Genomic DNA, 17,306 nt, shown 5'->3' on the forward strand with positions numbered 1-17,306 from the left:
CGCGGCGCTCACAGGTCGATCGTCCCGAGGACGGTGGTCCGCGTGGCGCCGCCGACGCGGACGACGTCGCCGTCGCGGGCCACGTGCACCCGGCCCCGGCGCCCGACGGCGGTCCCCTGCGCCGCGACGTACGACGCGGGGAGGGTCGTGCCGGCGAGCCACCGGCCGAGCCCGGCGTTGAGGCTGCCGGTGACCGGGTCCTCCGGGACGCCGTACTGCGGGCAGAAGGCGCGGACCTCGACGGCGACCGGCCCGTCGGCGTACGTCCCCACGACGCCGATCTTGAGCTCGCCGAAGGCGGCGAAGTCCGGTCGCAGGTCGAGCACCGCCGCGGCGTCGCGCAGGAGCACGCCGACCCAGCCGGGGCCGTTGTCGATCCACGCCGCGTCCACCAGGTCGTCGCGGTCCAGCCGCAGCGCGGTGGCGATCGCGTCGAGGTCGGCGGCGTCCACCGGCCCCGAGCGGAGCAGCGGGGGCGCCTCGAAGGCCAGCACCTCCTCGCGGCGCAGGCGCACCAGTCCCGCCCCGCACTCCTGGACCAGCTCCGCGCCGGCCGGCGCTCCCCCGGCCTCCAGCCAGGCGTGCGCGCTGCCGAGGGTCGGGTGGCCGGCGAAGGGCAGCTCCCGGCCCGGCGTGAAGATCCGCAGCCGGTAGTCGGCCGCCGGGTCCGTCGGGCGGAGGAGGAACGTCGTCTCCGAGAGGTTCGTCCAGCGGGCCAGCGCGGCCATCTGCTCGTCGCTGAGGCCGTCGGCGTCGTGGACCACCGCGACGGGGTTGCCGAGCAGCGGCTCGGTGGAGAACACGTCGACCTGGCGGAACACACGGCTGCTCACGGCGCCGACCCTAGGCCGATCCTCAGGACGTCGCGAGCAGGGGCGCGCTGCCGACCCCGTAGGGGCCACCGTCGAGGGTGGCGTCGACCCGGCAGGCCCCGCGCCCCGGCCCGGGCACCCGGCAGGTCACCAGCTCGACGGCCTCCGGTGACCGCCTCAGGAGGTGGGTGAGGGTGCGGCCGGACGCGCCGAAGGCGGACGCCAGCACGACCGCGTCCACAGCGTCCCCAGCGTCCCCGGCGTCCCCGGCGAGGCCGGTGGCAAGCACGCGACCGCTGGCCGCGTCGCGCAGGCGCAGCGCAGAGGCCGGCCCGCCGACGGTCGTCGGCGCGGTGAGGACGTGGCGACCGTCGGGCGAGACCTGGCCGGCGCGCCCGCGCACGGTGAAGCCGACGCTGAAGAACGGCTGCTGCATGCGCAGCCGGCGGCCGTCGAGCCGGGTCAGCACCGTCCCGGCGGCGCGGTCGAGGAGGACCGGTGGCTGCTCGATCGCCGAGACCGCGCTGCCGCCGAGCCACCGGACGTCCCCGAAGGAGGAGGTGAGCAGCACCGCGCCGCCGTCCACCGCGACCACCCGGCCGGAGTCGGCGTCGAAGATGTCCAGCGTGTGCCGGCCCACGTCGCGCCCGGCCGCCAGGTCGTGGAGGACGACGTCGTGCTCCGGCTCCACCCAGGCGACCAGCGCCGACCCCGGCTCGACGGCGAGCCCGCTGCCCGGCACCTGGCGGCCGAGGACGGTCCGGCCGCCGTCGAACCGCACGTGCACGACGCGGTGGTCCTCGTCGGTCACCACCGCGCCGTCCGGGACCTCGACCAGGTCGATGACGCCCGGGAGCTCCACGGACGTCCGCGGCAGGTGCAGCACGCCGTCGGCCCACCACGCGAGCGGTGCCGGGTTCGCCTCCCTCCGCACCGTCACGGCCGGGAGCCGTTCCTCCCGGTCCGGGTCGGGCGGGTCGCCCCGGACCACACCGAGGAGGTACGTCGCGGCGACGAGGAGCGCGAGGACGGCCGCCCCGGCGGCCAGCCACCGGCCGGTCCGCGGCGGGCGCAGCCGCGTGGGGAGCGAGTCCGCCGGTGGCGCGCCGCCGACGAGCAGGTCGGCGGCGGCGCGCCGTACCTCCTCCTCCAGGGCGGGGTCCGCCGGCACGGCACCGGTCCCGACGAGCGCGCTCACCACGGTCCGCTGGCGCTCGGCGTCGGACAGCGCGCCCAGGCGCCGACCCACGCGATCGAGGTCCTCGGACGCGGGGACCTCGACGGCGGGTGCCTCGACGGCGGCCGTCGCGTCGGGCTGGTGCCGCCGCGCGTCGGCCCAGGTGGCGAGCAGCACCTCGACGACCTCGGCGTCGAGGTCGGCGGCCGTGCGCAGCTCCCGCCAGTCCCGACGGGCGCGTCCCAGGGCGACCGCGGTGACCTGCTCGGCCACCGGCCGGGGCGCGCCCAGCAGCAGGACGACCCGGACGAGCGTGGTCCAGCGCGCGGCGAGGTAGTCCGGGAAGTCGTCGGCCGCGCGCATTCGGTCCTCCCGGTCGCCCCGGTGCTAGGGGTGCAGGGACATCGGGCCGTAGACCCGGCGGTCGAGCTCGAAGAGGGTGACCGCGTCGACGCCGTGGGCGGCCAGCTCGGCGAAGACCTCACCGACCCACGACTCCGCGTCGGACTGGTTGGTGAAGCGCTCGGCCCCGAGCTCCCCGGCCACGCTGACCTCCTCGCCCGCGGCGTTCTCGAGCCGCCAGAACCAGGGCCGCTCGGTCGGCGGCGGGGTGCGGAACGTGGTGGGCTGCTCGGGGAGGTTCATCAGCTGCTCCGGACGTTGGTGCGCACGAACGGCGGCTTGGTGAGCTGGAAGATCTCGCGACGGCCGCGGACGTCGACGCCCACCTCGGCCTCGGGGTCGACGAACGACGGCAGCAGCGCCATCCCGATCCCGGTGCGCAGCGTCGGGGAGAAGGTGCCCGAGGTGACCTCGCCGAGCAGCACGTCGCGGGTCAAGGAGACGCTCATGTGCGGGCGCGGGATGCCCCGGCCGGTGGCGACCAGCCCGCGCAGCACCCGCTTGGGCCCGGCCTCGCGCTCGGCGAGCAGCACGTCGCGGCCCCAGAACGCCGGCTTGGACCAGCCGACGGCCCAGCCCAGGCGCGCCTCGTTGGGGGTGACGTCGAGGGAGATGTCCTGGCCGTGCAGCGGGTAGCCCATCTCGGTGCGCAGGGTGTCACGCGACCCGAGGCCGCAGGCGAGCATGCCGTGCGGCTCGCCGGCGGCCAGGAGCGCGTCCCACAGGGCGACGGCGACGCCCGCGGGGGCGATCAGCTCGTAGCCGCGCTCGCCGGTGTACCCGGTGCGGCAGACCACGACCTCGGCGTCGGCGAACGGCGCCACCACGAACGACATGTAGTCGTGGCCGGCGGGCAGGCCCACCCCGGCGAGCACCTCGTCGGAGAGCGGCCCCTGCACGGCCAGCACGGCGTGGTCGCGGTGCTGGTCCTCGACGGTCACGCCGTCGGGCGCGTCCGCGGCGAGCCGGCGGACCACCTCGGCGGTGTTCGCGGCGTTCGGGACGAGCAGGACGTGCTCGTCGTCGTGGAGGTAGACGATCAGGTCGTCGACGATCCCGCCGGTCGCGTCGTCGCAGCACAGCGTGTACTGCGCCTGGCCCGGCGCGATCCGGCCGAGGTCGTTGGTCAGCGTCGCGTTCACGTACGCCGCCGCGCCCGGCCCGGAGACGAGCGCCTTGCCGAGGTGGCTGACGTCGAAGACGCCGACCGCCTCGCGCACGGCGGTGTGCTCCTTGACCGTGCCGGCGGCGTACTCCAGGGGCATCGACCAGCCGCCGAACTCGGCCATCTTGGCGCCGAGGGCGACGTGACGGTCGTGGATCGGTGACCGCAGCAGGGTGGGGTCCTCAGCCATGCCCGGAACCTACCGCAGCGTCTGTCTATCCTTCCTCGGGTGACGTCGTACACGCTCCGGAACGCCAGCCCTGCCAAGACCAAGACCGACGCGGTGGTGGTCGGTGTCCTGCAGGGCGGCGACGGGCCCGAGCTCGCCGACGGCGGCGCCGACGTCGCCAAGGCCTACGGCCGCAAGCTGCGGCCGCTGCTGTCCACGCTCGGTGTCACCGGCAAGGCCGGCGAGGTGGTCAAGGTCCCGACCGGCGACGCCGTCGCGAGCCCGCTGCTGGTGCTGGTCGGCCTGGGCAAGGACACGACGCCCGCCGGCGTGCGCCGTGCTGCCGGCGCCGCCGCCCGCGCGGTCACCAACGCCGCCTCGATCGCGCTCGCGCTCCCGGCCGGCACGCCCGAGCTCGTACGTGCCGTGGTCGAGGGCCACCAGCTGGGCGGCTACTCCTTCACGGCGTACAAGAAGGACGCCAAGGACCCCCACGACTCCGCGCCCGCCGAGGTCGTCGTGCTGACCGCCGCCGCACGGCGCAAGGAGGCGACGTCCGCCCTCGAGGAGGCGCAGGTCGTGGCGGCCGCCGTCGCCGCCACCCGCGACTGGGTCAACACGCCTCCCGGCGACCTGCGCCCGCCGGCGTTCGCCGACGCCGTGGTCGCCGCCACCAAGGCCGCGACCAAGGGCCGGGGCACCCCCAAGATCGGGATCACCGTCCACGACGAGGCGTCGCTCGCCGAGCTCGGGTGCGGCGGCCTCCTCGGCGTCGGCGCCGGCTCGGACGCACCGCCGCGCCTGGTCGAGCTGACCTACTCCCCCCGCGGTGCCAAGCACCACCTCGCGCTCGTGGGCAAGGGCATCACGTTCGACTCCGGCGGCCTGTCGATCAAGCCGGCCCAGGGCATGCACGAGATGAAGTCCGACATGGCCGGTGCCGCCGCCGTCGTCCAGGCCACCCTCGCGATCGCCGCGCTCGGCCTGCCGATCCGCGTGAGCACGTTCGTGCCGATGGCCGAGAACATGGTCTCCGGCGGCGCGACCCGCCCCGGCGACGTGCTGCGGATCTACGGCGGCACGACCGTCGAGGTGCTCAACACCGACGCCGAGGGGCGCCTGGTGCTCGCCGACGCGATCGTCCGGGCCACCGAGCAGCAGCCAGACACCATCCTCGACGTCGCCACGCTCACCGGCCACATGGTCGTCGCCCTCGGGGACAAGGTCGCCGGCGTGATGGGCAGCGAGGCCGTCGTCCAGGACGTGCTCGACGCGGCGGTCGTCGCCGGCGAGGAGTTCTGGCCGATGCCGATCCCCGAGCACATGCGCGAGCGGATCACCTCCAGCAAGATCGCCGACCTCGCCCAGCACGACTGGATCCGCTGGGGCGGTGGGCTGTACGCCGCCGCGTTCCTCCGCGAGTTCACCGCGGGCCTCCCCTGGGCCCACCTCGACATCGCCGGCCCCGCCTTCGCCTCCGGCGGGCCCTCGGGCCACGTCACCTCCGGCGGCACCGGCGTCGCCGTGGCCACGCTGGTCGACTACGCCCGGGCGGTCGCTGCGAAGGGCTGACCTGGCCGGGCTCCGGCGGCCCCTCAGCGGCCTACTCGACCCGGAGCACCGTGACGTCCGGGTCCAGCGCGTCGACCCGGTCCTGCACGTCCGCGACGAGCCGGGCGAGGCCGGTCCGCCTCGGGTGCGGAACGCGGGGCACGACGTCGAGGTCCCGGTCGTCGGCGACGTCCTCCTGCTGGTGGGCGAGCGCGAGCAGCACCTCGTGCGTCACCCGCACCTCCACCGGGCCGGCGTGCTCCCGGTCGACGAGCACCCGACCCGGCCTCGTCTCGACCCCCATCCGCGCCACGAACGCGGGCGACAGGCCCTCCGGCGCCAGGTCGGGCTCGGACGTGAGCGTCACCTCGGTCCCGATCCCGGCCGCACGGACGTCGTCCGCCGCGTCCTCGGCGTCCGCGAGCCGCTCGTACGACCTGGCCCGCTCGTGGGTGCGACCGTCTGCAGCGATCCACCTGACCACCCAGGCGTACGTGGTGCGCTCGTCCGGCATGGGTCCATCGTGCCCGTGACGACGTGCCTGTGCCCCGCCGGTTGGTTGCTCCGGCGGGGTGTGGGCGGGGCGGCTAATGGTCGGGCGGGTCGGTGGTCTCGTGGGTGCCGTGGTGGTCGACGCGGTAGGTCATCCCGGTGGGGCTGCGCCACAGGTAGGTCCCGGGGCTGGGTGACTGTTGGTGCCAGCCGGTGTGGGTCTTGACGCGGTGGTGGCGTCGGCACAGTGGGGCGATGTTCTCGGTGGCGGTGGGCCCGCCCCTGCTGTGGGGGATGACGTGGTCGTCGTCGACTCTGCTGGTGGTGTGGGCGGGGCGGGTGCACCAGGGGAAGACGCAGTGGTGGTCTCGCAGCCGGGTCTGGACGGAGAGGCGGTCGGGGACCTCGTAGGCCTCGACGTGGATGCGTTCGTTCAGGTCGATCACGGGCTTGATGGTGATGGGTGCGCCGTCGCGGGCGGCGCGGGTGCACCACTCGGCGAGCTGGGTGGTGAGCACGAACCCCCTCGTGGCTTCGACCCGGGTGATGCCGTCGAGTTCACCACCCGCCTTCTGGTGGACGTGGACGACGAGGGGTGTGGGGTCGGTGTCGAACTGCAGCTGGAGCTGGCGCCGCGCCATGTCGCCGGCGGCCATCGCCCGCCGTGCGCCTTCGGCCTCTGTTGACCCGAGTTGCGCGAGGCGGGCGGCGCCCTTGGTGATCGCGTCCTCGAGGTCGAGGGCGTCGGCGAGGTCGAGGGTGCCCCAGATGTCGACGTGGCCGTCGTAGGAGACCTGTCGGGTCTGGATGGTGAAGTGGCGGGCTTCGGTGCGTTCGTACCGGACCCGTTCGGCCTCATCAGGGTCGAACCGGACGAGTGCTTCGTCGAGGAGCCGGTCGAGCGCGGCGGGGCCGATGGTGGCGGCGACGGGGGCGACGTGGGTGTCCACGAACCCTGCACCGGCCTTGGGCAGGTGCAGGGTGCGCCGCGCGATGGACCGGGCCTTCCACGCGGGGAGGGCGAGGTTGGTGACCTTCGCCCAGGTCCGGGGGAGGCGGTAGCGCAGCTCGAGGGCCTCGGCGAGGTAGGTCCGGCCGGCGTCCTCGGACTTCCCGATCCCGGCGGCGAACTCGATGACCGCGAACTCGCTCACCAACGGTGCACCCTCCCCGGCGAGGCCGATCGCTTTGTCGCCGAACCCCTTCAGCGTCGACCACGCCGAAGAGGTGCCGATTGATTCGGCGGGGTGCATCACGCACCACTGCACTGCGGCTTGGAGGAGTTCGGCTTCGGCGGCGTTCGCCGCGCGTTGGCTCGCACGGGCAGCGGCGAGCACGTCGGCTGGGGTGTCCAGCGGGTGCTCGAGCGTCGCGGTGAGGGCCATGGCCTTATTCTACTCGTACGTGTGTTCGAATGGAAGGTTCGTGCGCACGGTTGTGGAGTGGCGACAGGGGTCTCGACGACGCTCGCCAGGGCTCGCTGCTCGACCAGCGGTGGGCCGGCGACGGCGCGGGACCCACGGCGTACTTGTCCTGTAGCTGCCACCACCGCGACCACCCACCTCCCGCAGGCCGCAGGTCGGCTGCCGGGGGTCTCGACGACGCTCGCCGAGGCTCGCTGCTCGACCAGCAATGTGGGGTCTCGACGACGCTCGCCGGGGCTCGCTGCTCGACCAGCAGTGCGCGGGTCTCGACGACGCTCGCCGGGGCTCGCTGCTCGACCAGCAATGCGGGGTCTCGACGACGCTCGCCCTTCGACCGACAGACCGGCGACGGACCTACAGGCCCTGCTGCTTGCGGCGGCGGTTGTAGTCGCGCATGCGCTGGGGGACGCCGACGACGGCGGCGTCGTAGGAGGGGACGCGGTGGTCGTTGCAGAAGCGGTGGGCCCACTCGACCGAGGGCACGCGACGACGGGTCCACTCACCGTCGTGGGCGACGAGCAGGAGGGTCACGTCGCTGACGGCGGTGCGGGGCTCGACGAACCCCTCGACACCGCGTCGTTCCTGGACCCAGGTGCGCAGGTGCTGCTCGTCCACCTTGTCCGACGCGCGCACCCGCGTCGAACCGGTGCGCGCCGCGTCGCCCGCGGGCTTGCTCATCCGCGGGCCGCGTCGGAATCGGTCGGTCCATGCCATGGCACCAGTCTGCCGGGAGCCACGCGACCCGGTGTGGACACGCCCGGGAAGGGTGCAAAGATGGTCGGGCGCTCCTCTGCGATCCAGAGGGGCCGAGGCCGACAAGGGAAGGACCACGGTGGCCGACGCCGACTACGACGTACTCATCCTCGGTGCGGGTTCCGGCGGCTACGCGTGCGCCCTCCGCGCCGCCCAGCTCGGGCTCACCGTCGGTCTCGTCGAGAAGGGCAAGGTCGGCGGCACCTGCCTCCACGTCGGCTGCATCCCCACCAAGGCGCTGCTGCACGCCGCCGAGGTCGCCGACAGCGCGCGGGACTCCGAGCAGTTCGGCGTCCGCGCGACGCTCGAGGGCATCGACATGGCCGGCGTGAACTCCTACAAGGACGGGGTCGTCAGCCGGCTCTTCAAGGGCCTCACCGGCCTGGTCAAGAGCCGCGGGATCACCGTCATCGAGGGCGAGGGCCGCCTGACCGGCCCCAAGCAGGTCACCGTCGACGGTCGCACCTACTCCGGTCGCAGCGTCGTGCTGGCCTCCGGGTCCCACTCGCGCAGCCTCCCCGGCCTCGAGGTCGACGGCGAGCGCGTCCTGACCTCCGAGCACGCCCTGCGCCTGGACCGCGTCCCCCGCAGCGTCGTCGTGCTCGGCGGCGGGGTGATCGGCTGCGAGTTCGCCAGCGTGTGGCGCAGCTTCGGCGCCGAGGTCACCATCGTCGAGGCCCTCCCCCGGCTGGTCGCGGCCGAGGACGAGGCCAGCTCCAAGGCGCTCGAGCGGGCGTTCCGGAAGCGCGGCATCGTCTTCCGCACCGGCACCCGGTTCGAGTCGGTCGAGCGCACCGACGACGGCGTCGCCGTGACCGTCGAGGGCGGCGACCGGATCGAGGCCGAGCTGATGCTCGTCGCCGTCGGCCGCGGCCCCGTCACCGACGGCCTGGGGTACGACGAGCAGGGCATCACCCTGGACCGCGGCTTCGTGGTCACCGACGAGCGCTGCCGCACGAACGTCGAGGGCGTGTACGCCGTGGGCGACATCGTCCCCGGCCTGCAGCTGGCCCACCGGGGCTTCCAGCAGGGCATCTTCGTCGCCGAGGACATCGCCGGGCTCGACCCGCGGCCCGTCGACGAGACCGCGATCCCCCGCGTCACCTACTCCCACCCCGAGCTGGCCTCCGTCGGGCTCGACGAGCGCACGGCCGCGGAGAAGTACGGCGCCGACGGCATCGAGAGCGTGACCTACGACCTCGGTGGCAACGGCAAGAGCCAGATCCTCAAGACCCAGGGGTTCGTCAAGCTCGTCCGCCGCACCGACGGACCCGTCGTCGGCATCCACCTGGTCGGCGACCGCGTCGGCGAGCTCGTCGGCGAGGCTCAGCTCATCTACGGCTGGGAGGGGTACCCGGAGGACGTCGCTCCGCTCGTCCACGCCCACCCCACGCAGAACGAGGCGCTGGGCGAGGCCCACCTCGCCCTCGCCGGCAAGCCCCTGCACGCGCACTCCTGACCACCGCAACCACCGAAGAGCGAAGGAACTCATGGCCACCGAAGTCAACCTCCCGGCCCTCGGGGAATCCGTCACCGAAGGCACCGTCACCCGCTGGCTGAAGGCCGTGGGTGACTCGGTCGCCGTCGACGAGCCGCTGCTCGAGGTCTCGACCGACAAGGTCGACACCGAGATCCCCTCCCCCGTCGCGGGCACCCTGCTCGAGATCAAGGCGCAGGAGGACGACACCGTCGAGGTCGGTGCCGTGCTCGCGGTCATCGGTGACGAGGGTGAGTCCGCCGGCGACGCGTCCGGCTCCGCCGAGCCCGAGGCGCAGCCCAAGGACGAGGAGCAGGCCGAGAAGAAGGCCGAGCAGGAGCAGGAGATCGCCGAGGAGACCGGCGACCTGCCCCCGGGCGACGAGACCCCCGAGGCCGAGAAGTCCTCCGGCTCCGAGCAGCCCGCAGCCTCCTCCGGCGGCAACGGCGGCGGCAGTGGCGGCGGCAGTGGTACGCCGGTCGTGCTGCCCGCCCTGGGCGAGTCGGTCACCGAGGGCACCGTGACCCGCTGGCTGAAGTCGGTCGGCGACGACGTCGCCGTCGACGAGCCGCTCTTGGAGGTCTCGACCGACAAGGTCGACACCGAGATCCCCTCGCCGGTCGCGGGCACCCTGCTCGAGATCAAGGCCGAGGAGGACGAGACCGTCGAGGTGGGCGCCGAGCTGGCGATCATCGGCGACAAGGGCGCCGCCCCGCAGAGCGCTCCCGAGCCGACCCCCGAGCCGGAGCAGGCCGCCGAGCCGAGCCCGGCCCAGGAGGAGACCAAGCCGACCCAGCCGACCGACGAGGGCGAGGCCGCGACCGAGCAGCCCGAGCCCGAGAAGGACCACCAGCCGGCCGCCGAGACCGCGCCCGCCCCGAGCTCGCAGTCGCCGAGCACCGGTGAGCGCTCCTCGTCCGACGACTCCGGGAACAAGGGCGGGGACCAGGAGCAGGCCCGCTCGGAGAAGACCGCCGACGGTGCCGGCTACGTGACCCCGCTGGTCCGCAAGCTCGCCGCGCAGCACGACGTCGACCTGTCGACCGTCGAGGGCACCGGCGTCGGCGGCCGCATCCGCAAGCAGGACGTCCTCGACGCCGCGAAGGCCAAGGAGGCACCGGCTCCGGCCGCCCAGCCCGCCGCCCCGGCCGCGTCCACCTCGTCGGCCTCGTCGGCCCGGCAGGCCCCGTCGGTCAGCCCCTCGCCGCTGCGCGGGACGACCGAGAAGATCAGCCGGCTGCGCAAGATCATCGCCGAGCGCATGGTCGACTCGCTGCAGACCGGCGCGCAGCTCACGCAGGTCATCGAGGTCGACGTCACCAACATCGCGCGGCTGCGCGACTCGGTGAAGGGCGACTTCCAGGCGCGCGAGGGCGTCAAGCTGTCGTACCTGCCGTTCTTCGCCAAGGCGGCGATCGACGCGCTCAAGCAGCACCCGAAGCTGAACGCCGGCATCGACACCGACGCCGGCGAGATCACCTACTACGACCGCGAGAACCTCGCGATCGCGGTGGACACCGAGAAGGGCCTGATCACCCCGGTGATCAAGGACGCGGGCGACCTGTCGATCGCGGGCCTGGCCAAGAAGATCGCGGACGTCGCGCAGCGCACCCGGACCAACAAGATCGGTCCCGACGAGCTGTCCGGCGGCACCTTCACGATCACCAACCTCGGCAGCGTGGGCGCCCTGTGGGACACCCCGATCATCAACAAGCCGCAGGTCGCGATCCTCGGTCCGGGCGCGGTCGTCAAGCGGCCCGTCGTGATCGACGACCCGAACCTCGGCGAGACGATCGCGGTGCGCCACATGGTCTACCTCGCGCTGACCTACGACCACCGCCTGGTCGACGGCGCCGACGCGGGCCGCTTCCTGCAGGACGTGAAGAAGCGCCTGGAGGCCGGCGTCTTCGACGTCTGAGCACCACCGCCTGACCACGAGGGCCCGGGACCGCACAGGTCCCGGGCCCCTGTGCGTCCATGGCTTGTCCGTCCTGGGAGGCTCGCAGCATGCGCATCGTCATCGCCGGCTCCTCCGGCTTCCTGGGCAGCCACCTCGTCGACGCGCTGCGCGACCGGGACCACCAGGTCACCCGGCTCGTACGGCGCGCGCCGGCCGCGCCCGACGAGGCGGCGTGGGACCCGGCGGCCGGCACCTACGACCGGGCCGCGGTGCACGGCGCCGACGTCGTGGTCAACCTGGCCGGCTCCCCCACGCTCGGCAACCCGCACTCGGACTCCTGGGCCCGCGAGCTGCGCGAGAGCCGGGTGACCTCCACCCGCGTGCTCGCGCGCGCGGTCGCCGAGGCGCCCCGCCCGCCGGCGTACCTCGCGGGCAACGGCATCTCCTACTACGGCGACCACGGCGACCAGGTCCTGACCGAGGCCTCCGACAGCCGGGGGCAGGCGCTGCTCACCGACGTCACCCGGGAGTGGCAGGCGGCGGCGCAGCCGGCGGTCGAGGCGGGCGCCCGGGTCTGCTACCTGCGGACCGCGCCGGTGATGGACCGGCGCGCGGCGCCGTTGAAGCTGCTCGCCCCGCTCTTCCGCACCGGGCTCGGCGCCCGCCTGGGCAGCGGCCGCCAGCACATGGCGATGATCTCGCTGCGCGACTGGGTCGACGCCGTGGTGTTCCTCGCCGAGCACGACACGGTCAGCGGTCCGGTCAACCTCACCTGCCCGGAGCCGCCGACCAACGCCGACTTCACCCGCGCGCTCGCCCGCGCCGTGCACCGGCCGGCGGTCCTGCCGGTCCCCTCGCTCGCGCTGCGCCTCGGCGCGGGCCGGATGGCGCCCGAGCTGCTCGGGTCGCTCAACGTCCGGCCCGCGGCGCTCGAGGCGGCGGGGTTCACCTTCTCCGACCGCGACGTGACCGCGGTGCTCACCGCCGGCCTGCGCTGAGGCTCACGCGAGCCGATCGCGCAGCGCCGGCAGGCCCTCCCCGTCGAGGTGCTCGAGGGCGGCGACCCGGCCGGTGAGCGCCAGCAGCAGGGCCTCGGCGCTCCCGCGCACCGTCGGCCCACGGCCGTGGGCCCACCCGACGTCGGCCGCCTCGAACCGCAGCCCGTCGGTCCTGCCGCGCGGGACGAGTCCGCCTCCGCGGGCGTCGGCCAGGAAATCCAGCGAGGTCCGCAGCCGCTCGGCCGGCACGTCCCGGTGCAGCCCGAGCGGCCAGCGGAGGTCCAGGCCGTGCACCAGCACGTCGGTCAACGGCGCCTCGGGGCCCGACCCGGGCGGGGTGAACCGCGAGCCGGCCCGCTGCCGCAGCACCTCCACGAGCTCCTCGAAGGGCCTGCGGGACTGCCTGCGGGCCAGCCGGACGTTCGCCCGGTCGAAGCTCCCGCCGCTCGTCAGCATCGCGAGCGCGAACCCGCGCAGGCCCACCTCCAGCGGCACGACGAGGTGGGCGACGACCTCGCGCACGCTCCACTCGGTGCACAGGCTGCGGGCGGCCTGCTGCTCGGGCGTCAGCCCGGAGACCAGGTCGGCCACGGCGCGGCGCTCGTCGGCGACCTCCTCGAAGATGTCCACACGGCATCGTCGCCCCGTCGTCTCAGTCGATCCAGTAGCGACGCTTCGCGACCGGCTCGCCCGGCTGCTCCACCACGTCCTCCAGGACGCCGCCGCACCGCTCGATCGTGGCGGCGGACGCCTGGTTGTCGTCGTCGCAGGTGACGAGCACCCGGTCCACCCCGCCGGCCCGCGCGATGACCAGCGCCTGGCGCAGGAGCTCGGTGGCGATGCCGCGACGGCGGTACGCCGGCCGCACGCCGTACCCGACGTGGCCGCCGTACGCCAGCAGCCAGTCGTTCAGCTCGAACCTGATCGACAACCGGCCGACGACCTCGCCGCCGAGGTCCGCGACCAGGAACGCCGCCGGCACGCGGCCCGCGGGCAGGTCGGTGCCACGGCGCTCGGCGTCGTACTGCGCGAGGAGGTCGGCCCAGGGGCGCTCCGGCGTCCAGCCGAGCAGGAACTCGAAGCCGTCTGCCTCCAGCTCGCGGTGGGCCTGGACGGCCGCGGCCTCGTCGTCGGTGCGCAGCGGTCGCAGTCTCAGGTCGCCCACGGGCACATCCTCGCCGACGAGGTGCCGGTCGCTCACCTGACTTCTTCGACCCGCCACGCGCCGGCGGTCCGCACGAGCGTCACCCGCCGCGTCGTCGGGCCGTCGGAGGGCAGGTTCCGGTCCACCCCGCGCCCGACGGCGCGGCCCGCGGCGACCCGGTCGGTGACCCGCAGCTCGAGCCGGTCGTCCCCGGTCCGCAGCTCGCTGACCTCCAGCAGGTCGAGCTCGAGACCGGTCACCCGCAGCCCCCGGGCGGCCCACCGCGCCAGCAGCGCGGCGTCGTGGCGGCCGGCCGCCGACCCGACGACGTACAACCGCCGCAGCGCGCCGACGTCGCCCGCCGCCCAGGCAGCCGCCCGCCGGTCGTCCCACGCCGCCAGCACCGACCGCGCGTCGGGCCCGACCGTGGCCACGGCCCGCAGGGCAGGCGGCGGGGCGGGTGGCGCGGGGCCGCCCGCGAGCAGCACGCCGGGCACCACGAGCCCGGCGGTGAGGAGGACGGAGGCGAGCAGCAGGAGCGGTCGGCGCACACCGGTCACCTACCCAGCACGGGCGGGTCGCGGCGCGTCGTCCACAGGTAGAGTCGAACAGGTGAGCAGCCTGACGTTCCGCACGGTCGGCCTCGGCGCCGACGCGGTCGACTACCTCGCCGCCTGGGAGCTCCAGCGCGACGTCCACGCGCAGGTCGCCGACGGGTCCCTCCCGCCGACGGTGCTGCTCCTCGAGCACCCGCCCGTCTACACCGCCGGCAAGCGCACCGAGCCGCACGAGCGCCCGCTCGACCCCGGCGGCGCGCAGGTCGTCGACGTCGACCGCGGCGGGAAGATCACCTTCCACGGCCCCGGCCAGCTCGTCGGCTACCCGATCGTCGCGCTCCCCGACCACGTCAAGGTCGTCGACTACGTGCGCCGGGTCGAGGAGGCGCTGATCCGCGTGTGCGGCGCTCTCGGCGTCCCCACCGCGCGCGTCCCGGGCCGCAGCGGCGTCTGGCTGCGCGCCGACGACCGGGGCCCGGAGCGCAAGATCGCCGCCATCGGCATCCGGGTCAGCCGGGGCGTGACGATGCACGGCTTCTCGCTCAACTGCGACGTCGACCTCGGCTGGTACGACCGGTTCGTCCCGTGCGGCATCGCCGACGCCGGCGTCACCACGCTGACCGCCGAGCTGGGCCGCCGGGTCACCACGAACGACGTGCTCCCGCTCGTGGAGCAGGAGCTGGCGACGTACCTCGCCTGGGAGCCGTACGCCGCGACGCCGGACTACGACCCCCGGCCGGAGCCGGGCCGCGGACCGCGCATCGAGCTGCTCACCCCCAGGTAAAGGACCCTCGGCGCGTCCCCGGACAACCGGCCGGGTCGCTGCTTGACTCGCGAGGTGCCCGACCTCGCGATCGAGACCCAGGGGCTCCGCAAGGAGTACCGCACCCGACGAGGGCTGCGCGTCGCCGTGTCCGACCTGGACCTCGCGGTGCGTGCCGGCGGCGTGCACGGCTTCCTCGGCCCCAACGGCTCGGGCAAGACCACGACGATCCGGATGCTGCTGGGGCTCTCGCGCCCCACCCGCGGCACGATGCGGCTGCTGGGACAGCCGGTGCCCGAGCGCCTGCCCGCCGTCGTGGACCGGGTCGGCGCGGTGGTCGAGTCCCCGAAGTTCTCCCCCAACCTCACCGGCCGGCAGAACCTCCTGCTGCTCTCCCGCTCGATCGGCGCGCCCGACGCCCGCGTGGACGCCGCGGTCGACACCGTGGGGCTCACCGGCCGCGACCGCGACCGGTACAAGGCCTACTCCCTCGGCATGAAGCAGCGCCTGGCCATCGCCGCCACCCTGCTCAAGGAGCCGGAGCTGCTGATCCTCGACGAGCCGACGAACGGCCTGGACCCGGCCGGCATCCGGGAGATCCGGGAGACCATCCGCGGCCTCGGGGCCGCCGGGGTGACCGTCCTGCTGAGCTCCCACATCCTCGCCGAGGTCCAGGCGGTGTGCACGTCCGCCACGATCGTCGGCAACGGCCGGCTGCTCGCCAGCGGCACCGTCGAGGACCTGCTCGGCCGCAGCACGACGTACCGGGTGGTCGTCCCCGATCCGGCCGCGGCCACCGCCGCGCTCGCCGCGGCCGGCGTGACCGCCACCGTGCAGGACGGCGCCCTGCGGGTCGAGACCGAGGACCCTGCCGGCGTCACCCGGCTGCTCGCCGCGCGCGACATCTGGCTGACCGAGCTCACCCCGGTCCGGGCCGACCTGGAGTCGATCTTCCTCGAGCTCACTGCCGGGGCCGGGCTGAGCGACTCGGCGGAGGAGGAGGACCGATGACCTCCCTGGTCCGCGTCGAGCTCACCCGGCTGCGCTGGCGGCGGGCGGTGCTGCTCCTGCTGCTCGGCTGCCTGGTGGTGGCGGCCCTCATCGCCGCGAGCACCCTGTGGGGCACCCGCCCGGTGTCGGAGTCCGAGCTGGCCGAGGTCCGCGCGGGCGTCGCGGGCGAGATCGCCCGCTGCGAGCAGCGGCCGGGGCGGTACGGCGTGCCCCGGGCGGCCCCGGAGCGGTGCGAGCAGCTGCTCGTCGGCTGGAACGTCGGCCGCGAGCCGCTCAGCCTCGCCCGCGAGCGCGCCGGTTCCGGGATCGCCGTCACCGGTCTGCTGACCGTGCTGCTGATGCTGGCGGCGACGACGTTCGTCGGGCACGACTGGAACAGCGGGTCGATGAGCAACCAGCTGCTGTTCCAGCCACGGCGCGGGCGGGTGTGGGCGGCGAAGGCGCTCGCCGTCACCGGGCTGGCGGGCGTCGTCGCGGCGGCGGTGAGCAGCGCCTACTGGCTCACGCTCTGGTCGGTCGCGCGGGCCCGCGACCTACCCCTCAGGGACGGCGCGCTCGGCGACTGCCTGGAGCTGGGGCTGCGCGGCGCCGGGTTCGCCGCCGCGGCGGCCCTCGGCTGCTACGCCCTCACGATGCTGCTCCGCAGCACGGTCGCCACCCTGGGCGTGCTCTTCGCGGTCGCGGTGCTCGGCGTGCTCTTCGTCGGCGTGCTCGGCATCGGCGAGCGCTGGCAGCCCCAGGTCAACGTCGCCGCCGTGGTGCAGAACGGCACCACCTACTGGGTCGACGTGCCCGAGCGGTGCTGGACGAGCCGCGGACCGGTCCCCGACGGCTCCGAGTGCGACGACCGGCGTGAGATGGGCCCGGTGCACGGCGTGCTGTACCTCGGGGCCCCGCTGCTGGCAGTCGGCGCCGCGTCGGTGCTGTCCTTCCGGCGTCGCGACGTCCCCTGACCCGGGACCACCGCGGGCCCGCTCAGCCCAGCGACCGGTAGTGTCCGGCCATCGCCGGGTAGTAGTCGCGGTCGAAGTCGACGGCCGCGACGTCCCCGCCGGTCTCCGCGGCGACGAGCCGGTCGAGGTAGTACTCCCAGCCCGGGCCGACGCTCTCGGCGGCGGTGGGGTCGAGGCCCGGCTGCCGGAAGGTCAGGAGGGTGCCGCCGTCGGTGGCCGCGCCGAGCTCCAGCTCGAGGTCCCACCAGTCGTCGCCGACGCGGGAGACCAGCACCAGCCGCAGCGGCGGCTCGCAGACGCTGATCGTCATCTGCTCGGTGGGCGCGTCCTCGCCCTCCGCGGTCATCCGGAACATCACGCTGCCCTCGGCCGGGTCGCCGGTCCACGTCCCGATCCAGCGCTCGAGCCGGTCCGGCTCGGTGAGCGCCGCCCACACCTCCTCGGCGGGGAGCGGGAGGTGGCGGGTCAGGACCAGGGTGCCGCCGACGACGCGGCCGGTGGGGACGGGCATGCGCCCATCCTGCACCCGGCCCGCGCTCCCGCCGCCGAGTCGGGGTG

The 17,306-nt window shown here is 74.6% G+C and carries 18 protein-coding genes; 7 read left to right on the top strand and 11 right to left on the bottom strand.

Annotated features, from left to right (window positions below):
- Positions 1-8: 8 nt before the first annotated feature.
- Genes AB0N29_RS17560 through gcvT form a run of 4 tightly spaced genes read right to left on the bottom strand, consistent with a single transcriptional unit; the run spans position 9 to position 3,746 of the window.
- The gene (locus AB0N29_RS17560; RefSeq protein ID WP_364868665.1) at positions 9-833 is read right to left on the bottom strand and encodes a PhzF family phenazine biosynthesis protein; all 825 of its coding nucleotides are present in this window, start codon (positions 831-833) and stop codon (positions 9-11) included.
- Between the two features lie 22 nt (positions 834-855).
- Positions 856-2,352 carry a hypothetical protein gene (locus AB0N29_RS17565; RefSeq protein ID WP_364868667.1) on the bottom strand — a complete coding sequence of 499 codons (1,497 nt, stop codon included), beginning with the start codon at positions 2,350-2,352 and terminating at the stop codon, positions 856-858.
- A gap of 24 nt (positions 2,353-2,376) precedes the next feature.
- Positions 2,377-2,634 carry a hypothetical protein gene (locus tag AB0N29_RS17570; protein ID WP_302266988.1) on the bottom strand — a complete coding sequence of 86 codons (258 nt, stop codon included), beginning with the start codon at positions 2,632-2,634 and terminating at the stop codon, positions 2,377-2,379.
- Positions 2,634-3,746, bottom strand: a complete 1,113-nt coding sequence (gcvT, locus tag AB0N29_RS17575; RefSeq protein WP_364868669.1) for a glycine cleavage system aminomethyltransferase GcvT — start codon at positions 3,744-3,746, stop codon at positions 2,634-2,636. The genes AB0N29_RS17570 and gcvT overlap by 1 nt, the downstream gene beginning before the upstream one ends.
- A 39-nt stretch (positions 3,747-3,785) precedes the next feature.
- Between gcvT and AB0N29_RS17580 the strand changes: the two genes are divergently transcribed.
- On the top strand, positions 3,786-5,297 hold the full coding sequence (locus AB0N29_RS17580) for a leucyl aminopeptidase (RefSeq protein ID WP_364868671.1): 1,512 nt from the start codon (positions 3,786-3,788) through the stop codon (positions 5,295-5,297).
- Positions 5,298-5,328: 31 nt separating this feature from the next.
- Here the strand turns inward: AB0N29_RS17580 and AB0N29_RS17585 are convergent, their stop codons facing one another.
- The 3 genes from AB0N29_RS17585 to AB0N29_RS17595 form a co-directional block, all read right to left on the bottom strand.
- Positions 5,329-5,790, bottom strand: a complete 462-nt coding sequence (locus AB0N29_RS17585; RefSeq protein WP_364868673.1) for a hypothetical protein — start codon at positions 5,788-5,790, stop codon at positions 5,329-5,331.
- Positions 5,791-5,863: 73 nt separating this feature from the next.
- Entirely contained in the window at positions 5,864-7,153 is a 1,290-nt protein-coding gene (locus tag AB0N29_RS17590; protein ID WP_364868675.1) for an HNH endonuclease, read from the bottom strand.
- A gap of 393 nt (positions 7,154-7,546) precedes the next feature.
- Positions 7,547-7,870: a hypothetical protein gene (locus AB0N29_RS17595; protein ID WP_302266992.1), complete on the bottom strand. Its 324-nt coding sequence runs from the start codon at positions 7,868-7,870 to the stop codon at positions 7,547-7,549.
- A 154-nt stretch (positions 7,871-8,024) separates the two neighbouring features.
- Here AB0N29_RS17595 and lpdA point away from each other — a divergent pair, with 154 nt between their 5' ends.
- From lpdA to AB0N29_RS17610, 3 genes are all read left to right on the top strand, one after another.
- The gene (gene lpdA / locus AB0N29_RS17600) at positions 8,025-9,404 is read left to right on the top strand and encodes a dihydrolipoyl dehydrogenase (RefSeq protein WP_364868678.1); all 1,380 of its coding nucleotides are present in this window, start codon (positions 8,025-8,027) and stop codon (positions 9,402-9,404) included.
- A 31-nt stretch (positions 9,405-9,435) separates the two neighbouring features.
- Entirely contained in the window at positions 9,436-11,340 is a 1,905-nt protein-coding gene (gene sucB / locus AB0N29_RS17605; RefSeq protein WP_364868680.1) for a 2-oxoglutarate dehydrogenase, E2 component, dihydrolipoamide succinyltransferase, read from the top strand.
- A gap of 89 nt (positions 11,341-11,429) precedes the next feature.
- Positions 11,430-12,320 carry a TIGR01777 family oxidoreductase gene (locus AB0N29_RS17610; protein WP_364868682.1) on the top strand — a complete coding sequence of 297 codons (891 nt, stop codon included), beginning with the start codon at positions 11,430-11,432 and terminating at the stop codon, positions 12,318-12,320.
- A gap of 3 nt (positions 12,321-12,323) precedes the next feature.
- Here the strand turns inward: AB0N29_RS17610 and AB0N29_RS17615 are convergent, their stop codons facing one another.
- From AB0N29_RS17615 to AB0N29_RS17625, 3 genes are read right to left on the bottom strand one after another with little or no spacing between them, the layout of a single operon-like run.
- Positions 12,324-12,950 (bottom strand): maleylpyruvate isomerase family mycothiol-dependent enzyme, encoded by a 627-nt coding sequence (locus tag AB0N29_RS17615; RefSeq protein ID WP_364868684.1) that lies wholly within the window; start codon positions 12,948-12,950, stop codon positions 12,324-12,326.
- Positions 12,951-12,972: 22 nt separating this feature from the next.
- Positions 12,973-13,485 carry a GNAT family N-acetyltransferase gene (locus AB0N29_RS17620; RefSeq protein ID WP_302266998.1) on the bottom strand — a complete coding sequence of 171 codons (513 nt, stop codon included), beginning with the start codon at positions 13,483-13,485 and terminating at the stop codon, positions 12,973-12,975.
- Positions 13,486-13,517: 32 nt separating this feature from the next.
- Positions 13,518-14,015: a hypothetical protein gene (locus tag AB0N29_RS17625; RefSeq protein WP_364868687.1), complete on the bottom strand. Its 498-nt coding sequence runs from the start codon at positions 14,013-14,015 to the stop codon at positions 13,518-13,520.
- A 61-nt stretch (positions 14,016-14,076) separates the two neighbouring features.
- Between AB0N29_RS17625 and lipB the strand changes: the two genes are divergently transcribed.
- The 3 genes from lipB to AB0N29_RS17640 are packed head-to-tail and all read left to right on the top strand — an operon-like array spanning position 14,077 to position 16,748.
- Entirely contained in the window at positions 14,077-14,805 is a 729-nt protein-coding gene (lipB, locus tag AB0N29_RS17630; RefSeq protein WP_302267001.1) for a lipoyl(octanoyl) transferase LipB, read from the top strand.
- Positions 14,806-14,859: 54 nt separating this feature from the next.
- Positions 14,860-15,795 (top strand): ATP-binding cassette domain-containing protein, encoded by a 936-nt coding sequence (locus AB0N29_RS17635; protein ID WP_364868690.1) that lies wholly within the window; start codon positions 14,860-14,862, stop codon positions 15,793-15,795.
- A complete protein-coding gene (locus AB0N29_RS17640; RefSeq protein ID WP_364868692.1) occupies positions 15,792-16,748 on the top strand; it encodes a hypothetical protein in 957 nt (318 codons plus the stop codon). The genes AB0N29_RS17635 and AB0N29_RS17640 overlap by 4 nt, the downstream gene beginning before the upstream one ends.
- Before the next feature lie 22 nt (positions 16,749-16,770).
- Here the strand turns inward: AB0N29_RS17640 and AB0N29_RS17645 are convergent, their stop codons facing one another.
- Positions 16,771-17,259 (bottom strand): SRPBCC family protein, encoded by a 489-nt coding sequence (locus AB0N29_RS17645; protein WP_302267005.1) that lies wholly within the window; start codon positions 17,257-17,259, stop codon positions 16,771-16,773.
- Positions 17,260-17,306 lie beyond the last annotated feature (47 nt).

The organism is Nocardioides sp. NPDC092400 (genome assembly GCF_040684155.1).
In the GTDB taxonomy this organism is placed as follows: Bacteria; Actinomycetota; Actinomycetes; order Propionibacteriales; family Nocardioidaceae; genus Nocardioides.